Raw genomic sequence first — 24,285 nt, 5'->3', positions numbered from 1 at the left:
ATATCGTATAGTTGGCGATAAATGGATAGATTAAGGACATATTTAAGGATTGCGCTCCCGCTACTTTTCATATCGTACCTGGGATGCCTGATAGCCTTTACCCATGTTCATATTGTGAACGGGGTGACGATCGTCCATTCCCATCCCTATCAGAAAAATGACGACGGGACTCCCAAAGAAGAGCATAACTATGCCGAGTTCCAGTTGTTGCACCAACTTTCGACTATTCAAATCAGCGGTTCCGCTTTTGCACAAGTGCTGATTGCTGCATTTATAGCAACGTTTTGTGTCTTATCCAACCGTCCGGTCTACCCGGATCACCTTCGTCCCGTCCTGGGGAAGGTTTCGCTTCGTGCGCCGCCGTTTGTCTTTTAAATAATGAATGGCGGTATGCGAAACTGCCTATACTATTAATTTATTAAAAGACATCTCAATGAACAAAATTTATATACTTTTCCTATGCCTTTGCTATGCCGTTTCGGCAATGATGGCAAATACCTATAAAAACGAAAAAGAAGTGATGAACCCTACGGATGCCAATATTTTCGGGCATGTCGTGGATAAAGCGACCGGTGAACATATGCCGGGAATTACGATCGTCCTGAAAGGAACGACGATCGGCACGGCGACCGATGATTCCGGCCACTATATGTTGAAAAATCTCCCCGAAGGCGAGTTTGCGATCGAAGTCTCTTTTGTCGGCTTCAAGACGGTTACGAAAAAGGTAACGACCAGAAAAGGGAAAACGCAGGAGTTGAATTTCGAACTCGAAGAAGATTTGATCTCGCTCGAAGGAGTGGTTGTCTCTGCCAACCGCAACGAGACGAAACGCCGCTTGGCGCCCACCTTGGTGAAGGTGCTCAGCCCGACCATGTTCGAAAAGACCAACTCTACGACGCTCGCTCAGGGGCTGGTCTTCCAGCCGGGCGTCCGGGTCGAAAACGATTGCCAGAACTGCGGCTACTCGCAAGTACGTATCAACGGCATGGAGGGGAAATATACGCAGATATTGATCGATTCCCGTCCTATCTTCTCCGCATTGGCTGGCGTGTACGGACTGGAACAAATCCCGGCCAACATGATCGAGCGGGTCGAAGTGATACGGGGCGGAGGTTCTGCCTTGTTCGGTTCGTCGGCTATCGCCGGAACAATCAATATCATAACGAAGGAGCCTATCCGTAATTCCGGTTCCTTCGGGCACACGATCTCCAACCTGGACGGATCGGGAGCGTATGATAACAATACGACTCTCAACCTCTCGTGGGTATCTTCCGACAACAAGATGGGGGCCTATATCTACGGGCAAAACCGCTATCGTTCGTCCTGGGATTCGAATGGAGACGGCTTTTCCGAGCTCCCCAAGCTGAAAAACCAGACGATCGGTTTCAACGGCTTCTACAAGACCAGCGCCTACTCCAAGCTGAATATCGAATACCACCATATGGAAGAATTTCGCCGGGGCGGCAGCGGGATGAAGCTGCCCCCGCATATCGCCGAAGACCCCGAGCTCAACGGGACGGGTGAAGCCGGGCTTGTCGAACAGTTGCAACATTCGATCAATACGGGAAGCCTGAAGTTTAACGTTTTCACTCCGAACCAGAAACATAACCTCAGCCTCTACGCATCCGGACAGCATATCCACCGCGACAGCTATTACAGCGCATACGGCCGGACGACGGATTTCACAGGAGTGATGGGAGCGCAGTATATCTACAGTTTTGACAAATGCCTCTTTATGCCTGCCGATCTCACCGGGGGTATCGAGTTCAGCCACGACGACCTGGACGATCGTGCCACCGACATGCAGAAATACCGGGATGCGGCCCTGGCGGAAGATCCAACGGCTACCGGACAGCATTTGCAGGAACTGATCGAAAAATATACGCCGGCATCTTTGCACCAGGTCATAAACGTGTGGAGCGCTTATGCGCAGAACGAGTGGAAAAATGATAAATGGAGTTTCCTGATCGGTGGGCGTGTCGATAAGAACAGCATCATGGACAAAGCGATTTTCAGCCCGCGTGCCAATGTGCGCTATAACCCGACAGCCGACATCAACCTCCGGTTGAGCTATGCCGAAGGTTTCCGTGCTCCGCAAGCCTTTGACGAAGATTTGCATATCAGTAATGTCGGAGGCGCGCGCGTCTCGATCGTGCGGGCCCCGAACCTGAAGGAAGAGCGTTCGCGGAGCGTGAACGGTTCCGTCGACTGGTATCATTACTTTGGAGACTTCCAGGTGAATATGTTGCTGGAAGGATTCTATACGAAACTGAGTGATCCGTTTGTCTTGTCGGCCCCTGTCGAATCGGAAAACGGTTCGTTGGTGCAGACTCGCAGCAACGGGTCGGGGGCTAAAGTGTACGGTTCTACACTGGAGGGAAAGATTGCCTGGCGGAATAAAGTACAGATACAGGCAGGTATAACGGTACAACGCAGTCTGTATGACGAACCGGAGGAATGGAGTGCGGATAAGGAGCATCTGACGGATGCGGAGCGGCATAGCGATAAGATTTTGCGTACCCCGAACCTGTACGGTTATTTCACGGCATCCTATACGCCGGTAAAAACGTTTACAATAGCGTTTAACGGTAATTACACCGGGCGGATGTCTGTGCCTCATCTGATGTCCGAGGTGAACGGGACGGCCGATGTTCTGGTGAAGAGTCCGGATTTCTTTGAGTTGGGAGCCAAATTGAGCTATGATTTCAAGTTGACGGCAGCCATGACCTTGCAACTTAACCTGGGTATCCAGAACCTGTTCGATTCCTATCAGAACGATTTCGACAAAGGAGCAACCCGCGACTCCGGCTACATTTACGGTCCGGGAACTCCCCGCACCTACTATGCGGGAGCAAAGTTCAGTTTTTGATGGGATGAATCAGCATTTACAGGTTCAAATATTCTTAGATTATCCTCTAAATCCCCCCTGGTTGTTTTATTTAATTAGGGTTCACACTATTCGGTAAGCTCTATAGATCAGCATGTTACCGTGAAACCTGTGAATGCAAGATTAAAAAAGGCGGGATCGATCGATAGGATTGGCTGATCGTAAACCGGTTTCACAGCCTTCACAACAAATTGCTGGTCATTAGCCTTTTACCAGCCGTGAACCCTGTTTTTCTGTTTTGTCATATAAGGGATCTGATTGGTTCCTGTCCCATAAACTATAGGTTATAGGCTAAAAAATACAGCCTTTAGCCTGTCCGGGAAAAGCCTATAGGGTAGCAGGAAAAAGGTAGGCATCTATTCGACAACCGATGCCTGTCTTTTCGTTATTGCATTAATTGTTGCTCTCAAACGAATACAACCTACTGCTGCCTGCATCTACATCAATTTACAGCCTATCATAGCATCTGTCGTTGCCATACTGATAGGACAAGATATTTTCAGTTGGGATGAACCGCTTGCCGCTTTACTCGTCATATCCGGAGTGCTTTTTGTCAGTCATTCACGGAATACAAAACCGGACTAATTTGCTGTCCTATATTCGTTAGGTGTACATCCTGCCATTTTCTTAAACCAACGACTGAAATGTTGTGGATAAGGGAATCCTAATTCGTAGGATATTTCACTGATGGATTTTTGGGTATTGAAAACACGCTCTTTGGCAACATCCAACATTTTCTGCTGGATATGTTTCAGGGCGGACAAACCTGTTTCTCTTTTAAGTAAATCACCTAAATAATTAGCGGATAAACAGAGTTTGTCCGCACAGTATTGTACTGACGGGATTCCGTCTTGTGCAAGTTTGTCTGAATTGAAATATTCGTCCAATAAATTCTCGAACCGGCTCAAAATATCGTGATTGGCATTTTCGCGGGTAATGAACTGCCGGTCGTAAAAACGGACACAATAGTCGAGCAGTAATTTAAGGTTGTCCACGATCAACGACTTGCTATGTTTATCAATAGGGTGTTGTAATTCCGTTTGAATCTTTTCTACACATTCGATAACCGTCCGCCGTTCTTGTTCCGAGAGGTGCAGTGCTTCGTTGGCATTGTATGAAAAATAGGAATAGCCTTTCATCATCTTAGCCAATGGCGTTCCGCGCAGTAGTTCAGGATGAAATACCAATGCCCATCCTGCCGGCTGATGTAGTAGCCCATCATCTTCGGCTCCCATCACCTGCCCCGGAGCTGCAAAGAGAACAGTCCCTTTTTCATAATCGTATATGCTTTTTCCGTAACTCATCGTTCCGCACTCCGTATCTTTCAGAAGTACTGCATATAGATTATAAAGCCTGCGACCATGTCGTATGGGCTGCATCTTGTCGCAATCAACGATGCTTATCAGCGGGTGTAATGCCTCTATACCGAAAAGATCGCAATATTGCTGGACGGTATCAATCTTCGTTATCTCACTCATAATCCGGTTTTCTTGTTATTGCAAATATACATTTAATTCTAAGCCGGACATTTCTTTTTGATAATAAATCAGTTATTAAATCTTTAATGTCTAAATACCGATGATACCACTATTTATCGGAAGGGTCGGCATGCAGGAAGTGCAGCTGAACTTGTACTGCTGTTTTTCGGCGGCAAGATAATTCCCGAACAGATACGACCCCATCCGGATTTTGCCGATTTTACGCGAAATCTTCCTATCTTTGCCGCCAATTAAGCAGTATCTGGAAAATCACGAAGTTTTTCCGCCATGAATGCATGCTTCGCCTAAAGAATTAAATCTCTTATTAATATAGTAATTAAGCAAAAAAATGAAACGTATAGTTTTTTTGGATTATGTACGCGTGTTCGCATGCTTCCTTGTCATGGTCGTCCACGCCAGTGAAAACTTTTACGGGGCTCCCGGTTCGACGGACATGGTGGGGCCGCAAGCCTTTCTGGCAAATGAGGCAGACCGGCTATGGGTGTCTATGTACGACGGTTTCTCGCGTATGGCCGTGCCATTGTTTATAATAGTCTCCGCTTTTCTTCTTGCACCGATGAAGGAAGGGCAAACCATGTGGCAATTCTACCGCCGGCGTTGCATCCGCATCCTGCCGCCGTTTTTCATATTCATGATACTTTATAGCACCTTGCCGATGTTGTGGGGGCAGATCGACGGAGCAACCTCGCTCAAAGACCTGTCGCGGATATTCCTGAACTTCCCGACGCTGGCCGGACACCTGTGGTTCATGTACCCTTTGATCAGCATCTACCTGTTCATCCCTATCGTCTCGCCCTGGTTGAGCAAGGCGACGGCCAAAGAAGAACGTTTCTTTATCGGGCTGTTCCTGTTGTCGACCTGCATGCCGTACCTGAACCGTTGGTTCGGGGAAGTGTGGGGGCAGTGCTTCTGGAACGAATACCACATGCTGTGGTACTTCTCCGGTTACTTAGGCTATCTCGTGCTCGCACATTACATACATGTCCATCTGACCTGGAACCGCTCCAAACGTTTCATTGTCGGAACCGCTTCGATGGTCGTCGGGGCGGCTTTGACCATCTACTCGTTCTATGTCCAGGCCATACCTGGGGAAATCCTTCCCACGCCCGTACTGGAAATAGGGTGGGCTTTCTGCACGATCAACTGTGTGCTTCTCACGGCAGGCACGTTCCTGATGTTCAGTTGCATTGAACTTCCGGAAACTCCGCGGTTCGTCATGGAAATCTCGAAACTCAGCTACGGTATGTATCTGATGCACATCTTCTGGCTCGGTTTGTGGGTTACGGTGTTCAAGTCCGTCCTGCCGTTGCCAACCGTTGCCGCCATACCCGCCATTGCAGTATGCACGTTCGTTTGCTGCTTCGTGGCAACCAAGATTATTTCGCTCATACCGGGCGGAAAATGGATCGTCGGATAATTTGCGGCGGTTTTGCAATAAGATAAGTTATTCTAAAATAACTACCATGTGGGCTTGCTTGGGAAAGCAGGCCTTCTTACTTTTGTACCCGCATTTAATCGAGAAAAGACAAAAAGAATGGAAAAAGAGATTTTGACTGACCGGGAGGTTTTGTTATTACGGAGAAAACTGGACTTATTGCTCCGTACGGGAAAATTACTGATGGAGAGTGCGGCGGACACGAACCGCATCGAACGGAACATGAAACGTGTGGCTGCTTTTATGGGGATTCCGGAAGAGAAGCTCCATCTGGATATCAGATGGACGATGATTATGGTGAATGTGAGTGACGAGACGCATTCCTTTTCCAAATTCCAGAAGTGCGAGAAGCATGGCATCAATATGACGGCCATTACGGAGGTCAGCCATTTGTCGTGGAAGGCGATCGAGCAGGACTATTCGTTGGACCAGTATGAGGAAGAGCTTGAGCGGATTGCGCGTAAACCTCGTAACTATGTGCCTTATCTGGTGGCGATCGGCGCCGGATTTGCTTGTGGCGGTTTCTGTAAGTTGTTCGGTTGTGACTGGATCGCATTTTTGTTTGCTTCTATTTGTGCTTTTGTCGGGTTCCGTGTCCGGGCGCGTTGTATCGAGTTCGGGATTAACGTGTATATGAGTATTGCGATTGCGGCGTTTGTGGCGACCTGCCTGGCGTACGCTTCTTCTTTTTCGGGACTGTCGTCCACGCCTTATCAGCCGTTGCTGGCTTGTGCCCTGTTTATCGTGCCGGGCGTGCCGTTGATCAATTTTGTGGATGACATGATCGATAATCATCTGCTTGTCGGGATTACGCGGGCGGCCAATACGATGATGATGGTCGGGGCGATGACGTTCGGGATTGCTTTTGCCATGCGGGTGTTAGTGATGAACGATATAGAGATCGACCATAAGTTCAGCGAGTTGAGCATGGTTCCGCATGATCCTTATTATATTTATGCCATTGCGGCGGCTATCGCGGCTATGGGTTTTTCGATGATCTTCAATATCCAGCGGCGTCTGCTGTGGGTGGTGGCTTTAGGCGGGATCATTGCGGTGTGCACCCGTAACTTCGTGAACTTCGAGTTAGGATATGGTCCGGTGATCGGTTCGTTTATGGGAAGTTTTGTCGTGAGCCTGATTGCGGTAAAGGCGGTCCATTGGTTCGATGTGCCGAACCATGTGCTGACGATCCCGTCTGTCATCCCGATGATTCCGGGGGTACTGATGTACCGTTCGTTGTTTGCCTTTATCAACCTGCACGGGGTGATCGGCGAGGTGACCAATGCTTTTGCCAACGGGATCAATTCGGCTTTGATCATCTTGTGTATCTCCTTAGGCGTCGCCGTCCCGAACATCTTCGCCCGCCGCTACATCGCCAAAGACCGCCAGCGTTACCTCGAAGAAGAACTTGAGAAACGCCGCCGGCGTGGCAAGTTCATCGAATGGTAATATGGGCCGAATCATGCCGGGAAATCATAATTCAACGTCAGGCAAACCACCTTATTGGCTTTTAGGGAGGCTTTGACGTCGATCAGGCGTTGGTTGCTGCTGCCGCGGAAGAGGAGGCTTTCGTCGCGTAGGGCTTGTTTGAATTTGCCGTCTACCAGGACATCGATGTATTTGAGCAGCTCTGCCTGCTTCGGGTTGTTCAGGAGACGCTCGAAGGTATAGCCGGTATAACACCAGATGTTTTTCCGGCTTTTTTCTTTGATCGCCTGTGCCAGTTTGGTGAAGCCTTCCGGCTGGAACATGGGGTCGCCGCCGCTGAAGGTCACATTGGCAAAGTCATCTGCCAAGACCTTTTCCAGGATCGCTTCCGTCGGGACTTGTTTCCCCTTTCTTATATCCCATGATTCGGGGTTATGGCAGCCCGGACAGGCGTTCGGACAGCCTGCCGCATAGATCGCGGTCCGGAATCCCGGACCGTCAACCGTCGTATCTTCTATAATATCGATGATGGAAATCACTTTATAATTGAGAATTGAGAATTGAAAATTGAAGAGTCAGGCTTCCAACTTCCAATTCCCGGTTTATAATAGGATGTTTATTTCTCTTGATAATTGTCAATTGTGTACGACTCTGTCGTTCAGTTCCGCCAGTTTCGCATTGTTCCAGCGGTCTGTCGTGCCGACCAGGTAGCCGGTGATGCGCTGTAGTTTGTCGAGATGGGTGCTGCCGCATTTCGGGCATTTTTCCAGATGGGTTTCCGCATTTTCGTAGCCGCAGTCGAGGCAACGGTTGCGGTTGTGGTTGACGGAGCCGTAACCGATGTCATAACGGTCCATCATATCGACAACCTGCATGATCACTTCCGGGTTATGGGTCGCGTCTCCATCCATCTCGACATAGAAGATATGGCCTCCGCGTGTCATCTCATGGTAGGGAGCTTCCACTTCCGCCTTGTGGCGGGCGCTGCATTTGTAGTAGACCGGGACATGGTTGGAGTTCGTATAGTAGTCGCGGTCCGTGATGCCGGGCAACGAACCGAATTTCTTGCGGTCACGGCGGGTAAACTTGCCCGACAAGCCTTCGGCCGGCGTTGCCAGTACGCTGTAATTATGCTGGTATTCTTCCGAGAACTGATTGGCCCGGTTGCGGATGTAGCTGACGATCTTCAATCCTAACTCCTGCGAGGCCGCATCTTCGCCGTGGTGCTTGCCGGTGAGGGCGACCAGGCATTCCGCCAGGCCGATAAAGCCGATACCCAATGTGCCCTGGTTGATAACGGAGGCGATCGTGTCGTTGGGTTTCAGCTTTTCACTTCCCAGCCAGAGGGACGACATCAGCAACGGGAACTGTTTGGCGTATGCCGTTTTCTGGAATTCCATGCGCTCGTGCAGTTGGCGGGCGGTTATATCCAGCATGCGGTCGAGCTTGGCAAAGAATTTGGCGATCCGTTCTTCTTTGTTTTCGATGTGCATGCATTCGATGGCGAGGCGCACGATATTGATCGTCGAGAAAGAGAGGTTGCCGCGACCGATAGATGTTTTCGGGCCGAAACGGTTCTCGAATACTCGTGTGCGGCATCCCATAGTCGCTACCTCATGCATGTAACGTTGCGGGTCGTCGGCGCGCCAGTCTTCGCTACGGTTGAATGTCGCGTCGAGGTTGAGGAAGTTCGGGAAGAAACGGCGTGCCGTCACCTTGCAGGCAAGCTGGTAAAGATCGTAGTTGCGGTCTTCCGGCAGATAGCTCACCCCGCGTTTCTTTTTCCATATCTGGATCGGGAAGATGGCCGTCTCGCCGTTGCCGACCCCGCGGTATGTGCTTTTCAATATCTCGCGGATGATGCAGCGTCCTTCGGCCGAAGTGTCTGTCCCGTAGTTGATGGAGCTGAAAACCACTTGGTTGCCGCCACGGGAATGGATGGTGTTCATATTGTGGATAAAGGCTTCCATCGACTGGTGCACGCGGCTGACGGTCTTGTTGACGGCGTGTTGGGTGATACGTTCGTCACCGCTCAATCCTTCGAGCGGACGGTTCACATAGTCGTCCAGTTCCCGTTGGTAGAGATGCGAATAGTCCTGCCCGTTCAGTTCTTCCAGGTTCTTGATTTCCTCGATGAAACTATTGCGCACGTAGGGAGCCAGGTAGAAATCGAATGCCGGGATCGCCTGGCCGCCGTGCATTTCGTTCTGGGCTGTTTCGAGCGAGATGCAGCCTAAGATGCTGGCTGTTTCGATGCGCTTTGCCGGGCGTGATTCGCCGTGTCCGGCTGAAAAGCCGTATTTCAGGATGCGGTCCAACGGATGTTGTACGCACGTGAGGCTCTTGGTCGGATAATAGTCTTTGTCATGGATGTGCAGGTAGTTGTTTTCCACCGCATCCTTAACCTCTTCGCTCAACAGGTAGTCGTCGACGAACGGCTTGGTCGTTTCGCTGGAGAACTTCATCATCATGCCGGCGGGCGTGTCGGCATTCATATTGGCATTCTCGCGGGTGATGTCGTTGGATTTGATGTTGATGATCTCCAGGAACATATCGCGCGTCTTGGCTTTGCGGGCGATGCTGCGCTGGTTGCGGTAAGCAATGTATTTCTGCGCTACGTCCTTGCGGCTGCTGTTCATCAGTTCCAGTTCGACGGCGTCCTGGATGGCCTCGACAGTCATCTGCGTGTCGCCTTTGAAAGAAATATGATCGGTGATCTGGCGGACCAGCTCCCGGTCTTCCCCGTTTTCAGTGTGCAACATCGCTTTGCGGATAGCTGTCGCTATCTTCTCTTCGTTGAATCCGACGATACGTCCGTCGCGTTTGATAACTGTCTGAATCATGATAAATCTATTATTGAGGTTTGAATGTTTTTATGCCTGCAAAAGTATATAGTATAACAATGCGGTAAACTTTTTGGAAAACTTTTGTGTGGTTAAAATATGTCAATCATCTGATAATCATATGCTGATTTGTTCAAAACGGGAAACTTTTTCTGCCGGATTCCGTTTGGAATGTTCCAAAAGTGTATATAAGGCAGTTCTGCCCTGTGCGGATATTAATCATGCTGACACGGATTATAATGCTGTTTCTCTGCATGTATTCTTTGTCGGATCACGTATTATTCTGTAATCGCCGCCGCTGATTATAAAATTGCCGGCGCTGATTATATAATCAACGCCGGCGATTACATAATCAGCAGCAGCGATTACAGAATAATAGGGCAGGAAAGGAATTATACAAGCAAGAAGCGGAAAGTATTAGTCGTAATCTATGCTTATTGCCCGCCCATAATATCCAGCAGCTCGTTGGTGATGGCTTGCTGGCGGGTTTTATTATATTGCAGGGTGAGTTCCTGGATCAGGTCGTTGGCGTTGTCGTTGGCCGTTTGCATCGCCATCATGCGGGCGGCATGCTCGGAGGTCGTCGTGTCGAGCAACGTCGTGTAGACCGTCAGGTTGAGCAGCTTCGGGAAAAGCAATGCCTGAAGGCTATCGGGCGACGGTTCCAGGATATAATCGATTGCCGGGGCGGTGTTTCCAGCCGGAGCCTGCGGCAGGGCGACCGGCAGGTAGACTTTATGGGTCAATACCTGTGTCGCCATATTCTTGAAATGATGGTAAAGCAGTTCCACCCGGTCGGCCTTGCCCGAAGAAAAGAGTTCCATCAGCTTTCCGGCGAGGCGGACAGCTTCTTCGTATGAAGGTTTCTCTCCTGAATGCAGGAAATCGTCCTCGGTTACATAGCCCGCCTTGTGCAGTTCGTCGGCGATCTTTTTCCCGACGGGGTAGAGGCGGACGGCGATGTGTTGTGCCTCTAATTCATGCAGACGGGCGGAGAGTTCTTTCCAAACGTTGGCATTGAACGTGCCGCATAATCCGCTGCCGGATGAGAAAACGGCGATGGCGACCTGTTTCACCTCACGCTTTTCTGTGTAAGGTGATTTTAGGTCACATTCCGCACCTAAGAGACCGTTTAAGATGACGGACAGCTTGTTTGCATAGAGGAGTGTGTGTTCGGTCAACGCCTGGGTATGGTGGAGCTTTGCCGAAGAGACCATTTTCATGGCTGCGGTGATCTTCTGCGTGCTCCGGATAGACGCGATCCGGACTTTTATTTCTTTTAGTGATGCCATAATCTTGATACTGTTTTTGCCGTTTCTTCCAGTTTTTGCCGGATATCGTCGTCGATGGTTCCGGTTTTCAGGATGTCCAGAACATCGTGCTGGTGTGATGTGTGGAGTTCGCGCAGGAATTCCTTTTCGAAGTCGTGCACTTTATCCAACGGGACTTCTTTCAGCAATCCCTGTGTACCGCAGTAGAGGATGGCGATCTGGTCTTCGACAGGCATCGGGGTGTATTGGGGCTGTATCAGCAGTTGCGTGTTCTTTTGTCCCTTGTCGATCGTGAAAGCCGTTACGGCATCCATCTCGCCTCCGAATTTGGAGAACGATTCCAGTTCGCGGAACTGCGCCTGGTCGATCTTCAGCGTCCCGGCCACTTTCTTCATTGCTTTCAGCTGGGCGTTGCCACCCACGCGGGATACCGAGATACCGACGTTGATGGCCGGGCGGTTTCCCTGGTTGAAGAGGTCGGTTTCGAGGAAGATCTGCCCGTCGGTGATGGAGATGACGTTCGTCGGGATGTAGGCCGACACGTCGCCCGCCTGTGTCTCGATGATCGGCAGGGCAGTGAGGGAACCGCCGCCTTTCACCTTGTCCTTCATGCTGTCCGGCAGGTCGTTCATCTGCCGGGCCACTTCGGGCTGGTTGATGATCTTGGCTGCCCGTTCGAGCAGACGGGAATGCAGGTAGAAGATGTCTCCCGGATAAGCCTCGCGTCCGGAAGGGCGGCGCAGGATCAGGGATACCTCGCGATAGGCGACCGCCTGTTTCGAAAGGTCGTCATAGACCACCAAGGCATGGCGTCCGCTGTCGCGGAAATACTCGCCGATGGCAGCACCCGCGAAAGGAGCGAAATATTGCATGGCTGCCGGGTCGGATGCCGTTGCGCTGACTACGACCGTGTAGTCCATCGCCCCTTTTTCCTGCAACGTGTTGACGAGCGAGGCGACGGTAGAGCCTTTTTGCCCGATTGCCACATAGATGCAGTAGACCGGATTGCCGGCTTCGTAGCTGTTGCGCTGGTTGATGATCGTGTCGATGGCGATGGAGGTCTTTCCGGTCTGGCGGTCTCCGATGATCAGTTCGCGCTGTCCGCGTCCGATCGGGATCATTGCATCGACGGCCTTGATGCCGGTCTGCAACGGTTCGTTGACCGGCTGGCGGAAGATAACGCCCGGCGCCTTGCGTTCGAGCGGCATCTCGCAGGTCTCTCCCATGATATCCCCTTTTCCGTCGATCGGGTTTCCGAGCGGGTCGATCACACGCCCGATCATGCCTTCGCTGACATCGATGGAGGCGATACGTCCTGTACGTTTGACGGTGTCGCCCTCTTTCACCTGGTCCGTCGGCCCGAGCAGGACAGCTCCCACGTTGTCTTCTTCCAGGTTCATCACGATCGCTTCCATCCCGTTGTCGAACTGCAAGAGTTCGTTAGCCTCGGCATTGTCGAGGCCGTAAATGCGGGCTACGCCATCGCTCACCTGGAGCACCGTGCCCACTTCTTCCGTTCGGATGCCGGTACTGATCCCTTCCAACTGCTGGCGCAGGATGGCGGAAACTTCACTCACTTTTATCTGATCTGTCATACTTCTTTCTTTTTTATCTGTTTTCGAGTAACCGGCTACGGATATCCCGCAGCTGGGTCGCATAGCTGGCATCTATCCGGTAGTTCCCGATGCGCAGGCGGAAACCGCCGATCAGTTCCGGTTGCACGATGCCGGAAAATTCGATGGTGCTGCCTGTCTCTTCCTTCAGCTTGTTCCGGAGATGCTCCTTCACTTCTTCGCCGACCGGTACGGCGGTGCTGAATTGCACACGGGTGATGCGTTTGTCTATCCGGTACAAATGGATATAGATATGTGCCATGAAGAGCAGGAGGTTTTCCCGTTTGTGTCCCAGCACCAGGCGGATAAAACGTTCATACAGGTCCGAGACCTCTATGCCGCCTGCCGCCGTCAGCAGCTTGCGCTTTTCTTCTGCCGGGATGATCGGATTGCCGAGGGCGACCCGCAGCTCCGGTTCGAGCGAGAAGCTGTCTGCCAGCATCTTCATATCATCATATACCCTTTTCTCCTGCCCCTTCTCCTTTGCCAGGGAGAAAAGGGCTTTCGCGTACCGGGAAGAGATAGTTCCTATGTCCATGCGTTACGATTTACAAAATGATACTTCATCCAACAGCCGGTCGATGATTTGTTGTTGCTCCTTGTCGCGGCTGATCTTTTCTTTCATCACCTTCTCGGCTATGGCGATCGAGAGGTCGGCAATCTCGGAACGGACTTCGCGGATTGCTTTCTCCTTCTCCTCGCGGATACGCCGGGCGGCCTCTTCCACCTGCAAGCGGGTTTCGGCGGCAGCTTTCCGGTGAGCTTCGTCGATGATTTGTTCCTTTTCGGCAAAGGCTTCTCTCAGGATGGCATTCTGCTTATCCTTTGCTTCGGCAAGCATCCGGGCTCCTTCGGCCTGGATATTGGCAAGCTGTTCATTCGCCTGGCGCGCCGTTTCCAGAGAATTGTCGATGTAGGCTTTCCGCTGTTCCACCGCCTTGATGATGACAGGGAATCCGTATTTGGAAAGGACGGCAAAGACAATCCCGAATGAAACGATCATCCAGAACAGAAGTCCCGAATCCGGTGTTAATAATGACATAACCTGTTACTTTTTTATTGGAACAAAGCCAGGAAACATACCACGATGGCAAACAGCGCCACGCCTTCGATCAAGGCTCCCATGATCAGCATGGAAGTACGGATTTCACCGGCGGCGGAAGGCTGGCGGCCGATTGATTCGACAGCGCCTTTTCCGATCAGCCCGATTCCCAAACCTGCACCGATAGCCGCGAATCCGGCTCCTATTGTTGCTCCCAATTTAGCCATTCCCATACCGGAAGCTGCTTGTAATAAAATAGTAGATAACATAGTCTTTAACTTTATTAATTAGTGATTTAAAATGTCTTTATCTCTTGTCGTCTTAAGGCTAAGACGACATCCGTCTTAGCTCTGGGACGAGGTGTGTCCCTGCTCTGGGACAAGGCGTGTCCTAACACGGGGATTCCTTTTCCACTTTTGCCATGCCGATATAATTGGCCGACAACAACGTGAAAATGTAGGCTTGCAAACAGGCCACGAATAGTTCCACGCAGTTCATGAACGCGCAGAACAACACCGAAACGATCGTCATTCCGAAATTCACCAGCAACCCCATCGATACCGTGATAAAGATCAGGCAGGTGAGCGCGAGGATGATCGTGTGTCCCGCCATGATGTTGGCAAACAGACGGATCATCAGGGCGAACGGCTTGGTGAAGACGCCGAAAAACTCCACGAAGGGCATGATTGGCAACGGCAGCTTCAGATAGATCGGCGCTTTGGGCCAGAATATCTCTTTCCAGTATTCCTTTGTCGCAAACAGATTGACGGCAATGAACGTGCATCCCGCCAGGACAGCCGTAACCGCAATGTTGCCGGTGATGTTGGCTCCACCCGGAAAGACCGGGATGATCCCGATCAGGTTGTTGATCAGGATAAAGAAGAAGACCGTCAGCAGATAAGAGGAGAACGGCTTGTATTTTTCTTTCCCGATCGAATCTTTGATGACGCCCTCCTGTAGATAGGAAATAATCATTTCCATCAGGCCGGTAAACCCGCTCGGAACCTGGTCCGGATGTTTCTTGTACCAACGGGCGGTCCGGAGAACCACGAACAGCAGGATGCCGCAGCTCAGGAACAGGCCGCAAACATTCTTGGTCAGCGACAAGTCGACCGGGCGCACCTCTTCTCCGCGGCTGTTCTTTTCCACCACCTTGCCGGCGTGTTCGCCTTCGGGTGCGATGTAATAGCCGTGGTGCGCCTGGCCGTGATGTAAATGGTGGGAGAGGAACATGTCCCATCCGCGCTCTTCACTCCTGACCAGCACCGGCAGGGAGATGGCGATCTCCTTTCCGTTCCATTCGGTAATATGCCAGGTGTAAGCATCCTGAATATGCGAAAAGACAATATCCTGGACATCGATGCCTTCCTCTCCGGTATCCGCATGGGCGGGGGACAGGAAGCAGATCCACATCAGCAACACTGTCCATATCAATCTGTTATTCTTGATATCGTTCATCATTTTCCCTTTTCTCTCTTTTCATTCTTTTCTTCTCAAACAGATAAACCGTATATGTTTCCAACCCTAAGTAAATAAAGTAAAAAAGCATCAGGGTGAAGCCGAACACTTTCAGGTTTTCCCGGACCAGTGCGGCATAAAGCCACAGGAAAACGATGGCGAGCGTGAACTTGCAGAACCGCACAACCATGAAAGCCGTGACGGTCATATCGCCGTTTTTCTTTTTTACCCGGTCGAGAATGAAGGTCATAACTATTCCCATCACCCAATAGAAAATCGGGATGGAAGGATACCATCTGAAATAATGCTCAGGCCAGATCGTGTATAACAAACCGCCTAACGTCACGCCGATGACCACATTGATAAAGGTTATCAATCCCATCAGCTTCATACTTAACCACCCAGTCATGTCGTGTACTTTTATTTATTCGATACAAACAGATATATAATCTTCTTTTACCTCTACGAATCCGCTCTTGATCGCCAGTTCGCCTCTTTTCCTTTCGTTCTCGTACAGGATGGTTCCTTGCCTGAGGGCGGCTATCAGCGGGGCATGATGGGGGAGGATGTCAAATGAACCGGCTGCTCCCGGAAACGAAACACGTTCTGCTTCGCCTTCGAAAAGTATGCCGTCCGGTGATACGATTTCCAGTTTCATATCCGTTTAGTTTGCTTGTTCCGCCAATCGTTTTGCTTTTTCCATCACGTCCTCGATCGTGCCTACGTTCAGGAAGGCCTGTTCGGGAATATGATCGGTTTCTCCGTCCATGATCATCCTGAATCCGCGGATCGTGTCTTCGATGGGGACCATGACGCCCGGCACGCCGGTGAACTGTTCGGCAACGGCGAAGGGCTGTGAAAGGAAACGCTGTACGCGGCGGGCGCGGTTGACGGTCAGGCGGTCTTCGTCGGAAAGCTCTTCCATGCCGAGGATCGAGATGATATCCTGCAACTCCTTGTTGCGTTGAAGGATTTGTTTCACACGCTGCGCCGTTTCGTAATGTTCTTTGCCTACGATCAACGGGTCCAGGATGCGCGAAGTGGATTCCAGCGGGTCGACAGCCGGATAGATGCCGAGTTCGGTGATCTTACGGCTCAATACCGTGGTGGCATCCAGGTGCGTAAAGGTCGTAGCCGGAGCCGGGTCCGTCAAGTCGTCTGCCGGCACATAAACTGCCTGGACGGAAGTGATGGAACCTTTCTTGGTGGAAGTGATGCGTTCCTGCATGGCTCCCATCTCGGTTGCCAGTGTCGGCTGGTAACCGACGGCGGACGGCATACGTCCCAGCAGGGCAGACACTTCCGAACCGGCCTGCGTGAACCGGAAGATGTTGTCGATAAAGAAAAGGATGTCTTTCGTTTCCCCTTCTGCCGCCAGGTCGCGGAAAGACTCGGCGATCGTCAGTCCCGAAAGGGCTACCGAAGAGCGGGCTCCCGGCGGTTCGTTCATCTGGCCGAAGACCAGTGTCGCCTGCGACTTGGCCAGTTCGTCGTAATCGATCTTGGACAAATCCCAATGGCCGGCCTCCATGCTTTTCTTGAATGCTTCGCCGTAGCGGATGACTCCGGACTGGATCATCTCGCGCAGCAGGTCGTTTCCTTCGCGAGTGCGCTCGCCCACGCCGGCAAAGACGGAAAATCCGTTGTTCTTCTTCGCGATGTTGTTGATCAACTCCATAATCAGGACCGTCTTTCCTACGCCGGCTCCCCCGAACAGGCCGATCTTGCCTCCTTTGGAATAAGGTTCGAGCAGGTCGATCACCTTGATGCCGGTGTACAAGACTTCACGGCTGGTGGTCAGGTCTTCGAACTTGGGCGGTTCACGATGGATCGGAAGAGCCCCTTTCTTGTCGAGTTCGGTCATTCCGTCAATGGGGTTCCCCGTTACGTTCATCAAACGCCCTTTTACCTGGTCGCCGACCGGCATCGTGATGGGCGAACCGTGCGAAACGGCTTCCATTCCTCTCTTCAGCCCGTCTGTCGTATCCATCGCTACGGTGCGGACCGTGTTTTCCCCAATATGCTGCTGGACTTCCACAATCAGGATTTTCCCATTGGGGCGGGTTATCTCCATTGCGTCGTGGATGCGGGGAAGTGTTATCTTTTCTTCCTTGCCATTATCGAAATGGATGTCCACGACCGGGCCGATAACCTGTGATATATAACCTTTTATTTCTCCCATACAATCTCTTTTTTCCTTAATCCTATTCAACTCTTCGGCTGCAATATTACGAATTATGAATGTCCGAAAACCGGAAATATTACTTTTTGATTCTTTTTGTACTTAGTTAAATATTCAACTAATTTCAACCTCTTCTGAAATGAACCAATTGAGTTCGGAAATAAACCAAAATGACGGGAATTGCTTATTTTGTAAATCGTAGAGAAAGAGGTATCTAAGCGGGAAGTGACGTTTTGCAAGTAAAAAACGGGTGAAATGTTTTGCATTGTTAAATAAAAAGGAATAAACAAATATGGATCTATCTGTTTTTTGCTATCTTTGCGACCGGATTATGGTGTAACCGTTTTTGCTTCCGCTGACGGTTAGTAAAAGGGAATCCGGTGCAAGTCCGGAGCTGTACCCGTAGCTGTAAGTTCTGAAACCCCGGCAAATCTTGTTGCCACTGACGAATCAGTTGAAAGTTGAGAGTGGAAAGTTGAAAGTTATTCGCATTTAAACTTTCAACTTTCAACTGATCCGTTGGGAAGGCAGCCGTTCAAGGGAGAACAAGCCAGAAAACCTGCCATTATTCATTATTATACAATCCTTCGGGTAAAGGGATTGATGAATCAAAACGGTATGCAGTATATTTCTATAAAACGATTGCCGGGCTTGTTATGCGCCTGGCTGTTCCCGTTCGCCGCTTTGTATGCGCAGGTAGACACGACGACCTATCACCAGCTTTCGGGTGTCGAGGTAGTGGGAAAGGTACGCCCTTCCGTAACCCGCGAGAGCACGCCGCTCCAGGTGATGGACAAGGCCGGGATCGAACGGCTCGGCGTACAGGACCTCTCGGAAGCCGTGAAGCGTTTCTCCGGCGTGACCGTGCAGGATTACGGAGGCATAGGAGGCTTGAAAACCGTTTCCGTCCGCAGCCTCGGCGCCAAGCATACGGCTGTCAGCTACGACGGGGTGACGGTCACGGACGCACAGAGCGGACAGGTGGATATCAGCCGCTTTTCATTAGATAATGTGGATATGATCTCTTTATCAATCGGACAGGCGGATGATATCTTTCAGACGGCACGGATGTATGCTTCGGCTGGGGCGTTGAACATAAAGACAAGTCAGCCTGTATTCACTGATCGCTCGTGTCATCTGAAAGCACAAGTAAAAGCTGGTTCGTTTGGTTTGGTAAATCCTTATTTACGGTATGAACAGAAGTTGGGGAAGTGTTTGGTTGCAACGGGTCAGGTAGATTGGTTGCGTGCAGATGGACGTTACCCTTTTGTTATTCAGAATGAACAGAAGGAGGAGTCGGGAAAAAGGATAAACAGTGATATCCAAACATTGCGTACAGAATTGAATTTGTTTAGTGATTTAGGAAAAGGAGGCGAACTGAATCTGAAAGGTTATTATTTCGATTCGGAGCGGGGATTGCCGGGGTCGGTTATTCTTTATAACGATTATGCAAAAGAAAGGCTATGGGACAAAAACTATTTCGTGCAGGGATATTACAAGAAACAATTTGAATCTAATTTTTCTTTACAGGTGCAGGGGAAATATAATTATTCTTGGAATAAATATGTTGACTTTAATAACAATTATACAGAGGGGAAACAGGAAGATCGCCATACTCAACGAGAATACTATATTTCGGCCGGGGGATTATATACGCCAATTGAGCACTTATCATTTTCTTTGACTACGGATTTCTCCGTGAATACATTAAAGAACAATCTGCCGGCTTGTCCTTTCCCTACCCGATATACCTCTTTGTCAGTGTTGGCAGCGCAATATAAAGACAACAGATTGACGACTACAGTTAGCATACTGAATACTTTTATCGCGGAAAAGGTGAAAACAGGGGATAAACCTTCTGACCGTAAACGATTATCACCAAGTGTAAGTGCTTCATGGCGGGTTTTACCAGAGCAGAATTTACGGATACGTGCTTCGTTTAAGGATATTTTCCGAGTGCCAACTTTTAATGATATGTATTATTTGAGAATTGGAAATACTAATCTGAAGCCGGAAAGAGCGACACAATACAATATCGGGATGACATGGGGAGATAGTCCTTCTTCGGCATTATCTTATTTAAATCTTTCGGTAGATGGTTATTATAATCGTGTGAGAGATAAGATTGTTGCTCTTCCAACTCTTTATATATGGAAAATGATGAATATGGGAGAGGTGGCGATTAGTGGAATTGATGCAAACTTGTCAGCAGAAATCTCTTGTTTTGATTTTGTTAGTTTTCTGTTACAAGGTAATTACACTTGGCAAAAAGCGATTGATATTACTAATGAATCTGCAAAGAATTATCGGGACCAGATTCCTTATACTCCCAGGCATGCAGGTTCGGCTTCTTTATCAATACAAAATAAATGGTTGAATGTCTCTTATCTGCTTTCTTGTGCAGGTGATCGGTATTCATTACCTCAAAATATAAAGGAGAATAGGATAGATAGATATATAGAACAGACTATTTCCGTCAATAAAGAGTTTAGCCTTTGTAATTTTAAACTCCGTTTGCAGGGGGAAGTTCTGAATGTCGGAAATATTAATTACGAGATTATAAAATATTATCCGATGCCTGGACGCTCATATCGGATATTAGTATCATGTTATTTTTAAATGATTAATTATAAAGTAAGAAGAATGGAAAAGAAGTATTTATTATTTGCGTTATGTTCTTTAATGACTATGTCGTTTATTTCTTGTGATAATGACGATGATCCGAAGCCAGGGATTCCTACTGAAAGCTCTACTACAGGCGTTTATTTCTTGAATGCAGGAAAGTTGGACAGTAATAATTCTACTTTGGATTATTATAATCCAGAAACAAAGGATTTGACCACTAAAGTTTTTGCAACCGAGAATGGTCGTGGTCTTGGCGATACGGCAAATGACATGCTTATTTATGGATCCAAAATGTATATTGCAGTAAATAAATCTGCAACAATCGAAGTAACGGATTTATCTGGTAAATCTTTAAAGACAATCAACCCCAAAGATGAATCTAATGTACCTCAGCAACCGCGTATGTTAACGGCTGCCGGTGGAAACGTTTATGTGACATTGTTTGACGGACATTTGGCTTGTATCGATACGACTTCGATGGAGATCGTAAAGAAAGTGAAAGTCGGTCCTAATCCGGAGGGGGTTTGCGAATTGAATGGAAAATTGTATGTGGCAAATTCAGGAGGTTATAATCTGGTGCAAGACTCTACACTGTCTGTAGTCGATATGAATACATTTGAAGAGGTAGAAAAGATTGTCGTGACAATCAACCCGAAAACGATACAAAAAGATGATAAAGGTAATTTGTATGTTTTATCTTTAGGAAACTGGGGAGACATCGGGAATGAATTACAACGCCTGAATGTTGCAACTGGTGATCGGGAGGTTATTGCGGCCAATAGTCAGATCGTTTCGACTTTATGTAATGATAAGATATATATTTATAGTGCCAAGCAAGAAAATTGGGTTGTTACAGGTTATGACTTCAAAGTATATGATATTGAAAAAGGAAAGATAGAAGAAAAGAGTTTTATTACTGATGGTACAAAAGTGGAGAACACTTATTGTATGAGTTCTGACCCTGTTACCGGAAATGTTTACATTGGAACGTCTGATTATACCAGCACGGGTGATATGTTTATTTTCTCTGCTGAAGGAAAGTTGGTCAATCAAGTTGCTTTATCCGGTTTGAATCCGATGGGAGCTTATTTCTTGACAACTCAAAAGTAAGAGTATTTTTTAATGAGATATATTACTTGTCTATTATTGACTTTTTTGGTTGTGGCTTGTTCACAACCAAAAAAGTCCCATCCCGAAGACTCCCTCTCTTCCGACACCATCCGCTACGCCCAGGGTTTTACCGTATATCATTTTAATGATTACACCTCTGTTGAAGTGCGCGATCCGTGGGACAGCACGCGCCTGTTGCAACGGTATCTTTTGGTAGACCGTGACCGGCCTGTTCCCGGAAACCTTCCGAAAGGGACGATCGTGCAGGTCCCGGCGCAGAATATCGTGGTCTATACATCCGTGCATGCGGCTATTATCGACCAGTTAGGCGAGACAGGGCGGATCATAGGCGTTTGCGAACCTCGCTATATGGACACCCCAGCTATCCAGGAAGGGTTGAAAGCCGGACGGATTGCCGACATGGGAGAGGCGACCGCCCCTAATGTGGAGATGATGATCGACAAAGGCGCCGAGCTTGTGATCGTTTCCCCTTTCCAGAATAGCGGCTACGGGCCGGTCGAGAAACTGGGAATCCCCATCCTCGAAGGAGCCGATTATATGGAGTCGCTGCCTTTGGGCCGTACCGAATGGATTCGTTTCTACGGGATGCTGTTTGGCAAGGAAAAGGTGGCCGACTCGATCTTCCGGGAGACAGAGAAAAGCTATCTCGACCTGAAAAAGCTGATCACGGCCGATACGCCCCGCCCTACCGTTATCTCCGAAAAGAAGTTCGGCTCTTCCTGGTTTATGCCGGCGGGAGATAGCTATATCGCCAATATGTATGCCGATGCCGGAGCCGATTATGTTTTTAGGGATCTTCCCGGAGCCGGAAGTACGCCCTTGGCTTTCGAGGCGGTACTCGACCGGGCTATCCATGCCGATATGTGGCTGGTTAAGTATAATCAGTCCGAAGATATGACCTATGGCGACCTGCGTGCCGAATACACGCCGTATGAAAACTTCGACGCCTTTAAGAACCGTCGGATTTACTCTTGTAATACAGGACTTGTCCCTTATTATGAGGAATTTCCTTTGCATCCCGATTACCTGCTGAAAGACTTGATCTGGGTGTTCCATCCGGAATTGCTACCCGGTTACACTCCACGTTATTATCGGAAAATGAAGGAGTAATCTTGGTCTTTTAGTGCCGCTTGGTTCACATTTAACCTCCGTTGAGTAAGTGACTGCATCACCCCAATCACTGTTGAGCTAAATAAATTATCTCATTAGAAAGAAGATTTGAACCACAAATAATGATTTATCAGTGAGCTAACAGACAAAGCTGCGCCTTATGCCGCAGGCTCTCTTTTGCCGTCTGCTTCAGCAGACGGTTTAAAAGGCCTGGAGGCTAAGCCTCTTCCCTTGTGGGCTTTAGCCCCTTTATGGATTATATTTAAAGGGGTTAAAAACCACATAGGAACCAGCAAAGCCGGAACAATCATCTATCCGTCTGCTGAAGCAGACGGCAAAAGAGAGCCTACGGCACGCCATCCATATTATACACCGGTAAATCATCATTTCTGGTTCAAATCTGCCAAGATATGAGTCTGATAGACGCAAATATAATTTTGACGCGGATTTCGCGAATAACGCGGATAAGAAATATGTATCAGGTGTTTAATTCGCGTTATCCGCTAAATCCGCGTCAAGAAATCCTGTTTATTTATTTTAATCTGCGTCTATCAGACTCAAACCTCGTATGTGAAGTTGTTCCTATAGATGCCTGTCGCTTCCTGAAAAGACAGGCATCGGTTGCCGGATAGATGCCTGCCTTTTTCCTGCTACCCTATAGGCTTTTCCCGGATAGGCTAAAGGCTGTATTTTTTAGCCTATAACCTATATTTTATGGGACAAGAGCCAAGCCAAGCCCTTATATGACAAAAACAGAAAACAGGGTTCACAGCGGTAAAAGGCTAATGGCCAGCGATTTGTTGTGAAGGCTGTGAAGGCTGTGAAACCGGTTTACGATCATCCAATCCTATCGATCGATCCCGCCTTTTTTTATCTTGCATTCACAGGGTTCACAGCAACATGCTGATCTATAGAGTCTTCCGGACAGTGTGAACCCTAATTAAATAAAATAAACAGAGGGTATTTAGAGGATAATCTAAGAAGATTCGAACATTTATCTGTTACTTTGGCTTGGTTCAAAAGTAACCAAAAGATCAAGGCTTAACCGTCCGGTCTACTCCGGTCAAAGACTCCGCTGTCGCCTGCGAAACTCGCTTCGCTCAGACAGCGCAGGCTCCTGCCGCTTCGTCTTCGCCCTCCGCTTGACGCCCGTCCGCTTAGGCCTTTCTTAAAAAGCTGCGCTTTCTCTTAGGATTGCCGATACCGCCTGTTATATAAGTATAGCTATCAGTATCGGCATCCCCAAAGCACCATCCGCCTCTCTTTTGCCGTCTGCTTCAGCAGACGGTTTAAAAGATTAGAGGCTAAGCCTCTTCCTCTGTGGACTTCAGTCCCTTTCATCTATTGTATTTAAAGGGGTTAAAAACCCACAGAGGAACCGGCAAAGCCGGAACAATCAGCTATCCGTCTGCTGAAGCAGACGGCAAAAGAGAACCTGCGGCACAAGACGCTGCCTTGTCTGTTTGCTCACCCATAAATCATTATTTATGTTTCAAATCTGCCAGATTATGAATAACCTGGGGACAGCTGGCCACATAAAAGCATAAGTGCCTGGAATAAATATCTATCAATAAAAGGGGCTGTCCAAAAAGTGTGACAGCCCCTTTTGCTATTGTTTATTTCGGTAAAAAGTAGTATCTTACCGTTGCAAAAAAACAAACATTATAGCAATGGCTAAGATAGTATTTAAAGAGTTAACATCCAACCAAAATGTACTTTTTCCGGTTAGTTTATCGGAAAAGATAGCTCCCAATCATCCCG

Annotated in this window: 20 protein-coding genes and 1 riboswitch; of the genes, 8 read left to right on the top strand and 12 right to left on the bottom strand. The window is 48.9% G+C overall.

Annotated elements, in window-relative coordinates; all coding sequences use genetic code 11:
* Positions 1-21: 21 nt before the first annotated feature.
* The 3 genes from H8S65_RS13605 (at position 22) to H8S65_RS13595 (ending at position 3,472) form a co-directional block, all read left to right on the top strand.
* Positions 22-375 (top strand): DUF8478 family putative metalloprotein, encoded by a 354-nt coding sequence (locus H8S65_RS13605; RefSeq protein WP_186930479.1) that lies wholly within the window; start codon positions 22-24, stop codon positions 373-375.
* A 58-nt stretch (positions 376-433) separates the two neighbouring features.
* Positions 434-2,869 carry a TonB-dependent receptor gene (locus H8S65_RS13600; protein ID WP_186930478.1) on the top strand — a complete coding sequence of 812 codons (2,436 nt, stop codon included), beginning with the start codon at positions 434-436 and terminating at the stop codon, positions 2,867-2,869.
* Positions 2,870-3,241: 372 nt separating this feature from the next.
* Positions 3,242-3,472: an EamA family transporter gene (locus H8S65_RS13595; protein ID WP_298980320.1), complete on the top strand. Its 231-nt coding sequence runs from the start codon at positions 3,242-3,244 to the stop codon at positions 3,470-3,472.
* Here H8S65_RS13595 and H8S65_RS13590 read toward each other — a convergent pair.
* Positions 3,469-4,365, bottom strand: coding sequence for a helix-turn-helix domain-containing protein (locus tag H8S65_RS13590; RefSeq protein WP_186930477.1), 897 nt, complete (start codon positions 4,363-4,365; stop codon positions 3,469-3,471). The two genes, H8S65_RS13595 and H8S65_RS13590, sit on opposite strands and share 4 nt — an antisense overlap.
* A gap of 349 nt (positions 4,366-4,714) precedes the next feature.
* On the opposite strand from H8S65_RS13590, the gene H8S65_RS13585 reads away from it, so the two are divergent.
* The gene (locus tag H8S65_RS13585; protein ID WP_186930476.1) at positions 4,715-5,803 is read left to right on the top strand and encodes an acyltransferase; all 1,089 of its coding nucleotides are present in this window, start codon (positions 4,715-4,717) and stop codon (positions 5,801-5,803) included.
* Positions 5,804-5,920: 117 nt separating this feature from the next.
* The gene (locus tag H8S65_RS13580; protein ID WP_186930475.1) at positions 5,921-7,270 is read left to right on the top strand and encodes a threonine/serine exporter family protein; all 1,350 of its coding nucleotides are present in this window, start codon (positions 5,921-5,923) and stop codon (positions 7,268-7,270) included.
* A gap of 11 nt (positions 7,271-7,281) precedes the next feature.
* On the opposite strand, the gene nrdG is transcribed toward H8S65_RS13580, so the two are convergent.
* The 11 genes from nrdG to atpD form a co-directional block, all read right to left on the bottom strand.
* Positions 7,282-7,788, bottom strand: coding sequence for an anaerobic ribonucleoside-triphosphate reductase activating protein (gene nrdG, locus H8S65_RS13575; RefSeq protein WP_186930474.1), 507 nt, complete (start codon positions 7,786-7,788; stop codon positions 7,282-7,284).
* 96 nt (positions 7,789-7,884) lie between these two features.
* Complete coding sequence (locus H8S65_RS13570; RefSeq protein ID WP_186930473.1) at positions 7,885-10,092, bottom strand: anaerobic ribonucleoside triphosphate reductase; 2,208 nt, start codon at positions 10,090-10,092, stop codon at positions 7,885-7,887.
* Positions 10,093-10,526: 434 nt separating this feature from the next.
* Positions 10,527-11,384, bottom strand: coding sequence for a F0F1 ATP synthase subunit gamma (locus H8S65_RS13565; protein ID WP_186930472.1), 858 nt, complete (start codon positions 11,382-11,384; stop codon positions 10,527-10,529).
* Entirely contained in the window at positions 11,372-12,958 is a 1,587-nt protein-coding gene (gene atpA / locus H8S65_RS13560; RefSeq protein ID WP_186930471.1) for a F0F1 ATP synthase subunit alpha, read from the bottom strand. The genes H8S65_RS13565 and atpA overlap by 13 nt, the downstream gene beginning before the upstream one ends.
* Positions 12,959-12,971: 13 nt before the next feature.
* Complete coding sequence (locus H8S65_RS13555) at positions 12,972-13,514, bottom strand: F0F1 ATP synthase subunit delta (protein ID WP_186930470.1); 543 nt, start codon at positions 13,512-13,514, stop codon at positions 12,972-12,974.
* Between the two features lie 3 nt (positions 13,515-13,517).
* Positions 13,518-14,018 (bottom strand): F0F1 ATP synthase subunit B, encoded by a 501-nt coding sequence (gene atpF, locus H8S65_RS13550; RefSeq protein WP_186930469.1) that lies wholly within the window; start codon positions 14,016-14,018, stop codon positions 13,518-13,520.
* A gap of 14 nt (positions 14,019-14,032) precedes the next feature.
* Positions 14,033-14,287: an ATP synthase F0 subunit C gene (atpE, locus tag H8S65_RS13545; protein WP_186930468.1), complete on the bottom strand. Its 255-nt coding sequence runs from the start codon at positions 14,285-14,287 to the stop codon at positions 14,033-14,035.
* Between the two features lie 121 nt (positions 14,288-14,408).
* Entirely contained in the window at positions 14,409-15,479 is a 1,071-nt protein-coding gene (gene atpB / locus H8S65_RS13540) for a F0F1 ATP synthase subunit A (RefSeq protein ID WP_186930467.1), read from the bottom strand.
* Positions 15,457-15,885, bottom strand: a complete 429-nt coding sequence (locus tag H8S65_RS13535; protein ID WP_186930466.1) for a hypothetical protein — start codon at positions 15,883-15,885, stop codon at positions 15,457-15,459. The genes atpB and H8S65_RS13535 overlap by 23 nt, the downstream gene beginning before the upstream one ends.
* 15 nt (positions 15,886-15,900) lie before the next feature.
* On the bottom strand, positions 15,901-16,134 hold the full coding sequence (locus H8S65_RS13530) for a F0F1 ATP synthase subunit delta/epsilon (protein WP_186930465.1): 234 nt from the start codon (positions 16,132-16,134) through the stop codon (positions 15,901-15,903).
* A 6-nt stretch (positions 16,135-16,140) separates the two neighbouring features.
* Complete coding sequence (gene atpD, locus H8S65_RS13525; RefSeq protein ID WP_186930464.1) at positions 16,141-17,658, bottom strand: F0F1 ATP synthase subunit beta; 1,518 nt, start codon at positions 17,656-17,658, stop codon at positions 16,141-16,143.
* A gap of 315 nt (positions 17,659-17,973) precedes the next feature.
* Positions 17,974-18,239: riboswitch (cobalamin riboswitch) on the top strand.
* A 37-nt stretch (positions 18,240-18,276) separates the two neighbouring features.
* On the opposite strand from atpD, the gene H8S65_RS13520 reads away from it, so the two are divergent.
* Genes H8S65_RS13520 through H8S65_RS13510 form a run of 3 tightly spaced genes read left to right on the top strand, consistent with a single transcriptional unit; the run spans position 18,277 to position 22,524 of the window.
* A complete protein-coding gene (locus H8S65_RS13520; RefSeq protein WP_255489224.1) occupies positions 18,277-20,277 on the top strand; it encodes a TonB-dependent receptor plug domain-containing protein in 2,001 nt (666 codons plus the stop codon).
* A 24-nt stretch (positions 20,278-20,301) separates the two neighbouring features.
* Entirely contained in the window at positions 20,302-21,393 is a 1,092-nt protein-coding gene (locus tag H8S65_RS13515) for a YncE family protein (RefSeq protein ID WP_186930462.1), read from the top strand.
* Between the two features lie 12 nt (positions 21,394-21,405).
* Positions 21,406-22,524, top strand: a complete 1,119-nt coding sequence (locus H8S65_RS13510) for an ABC transporter substrate-binding protein (protein ID WP_186930461.1) — start codon at positions 21,406-21,408, stop codon at positions 22,522-22,524.
* The last annotated feature ends 1,761 nt before the right edge of the window (positions 22,525-24,285 follow it).

Source organism: Parabacteroides hominis (genome assembly GCF_014287585.1).
Taxonomy (GTDB): Bacteria; Bacteroidota; Bacteroidia; order Bacteroidales; family Tannerellaceae; genus Parabacteroides; species Parabacteroides hominis.
This window is presented reverse-complemented; position numbering and strand designations above follow the sequence as displayed.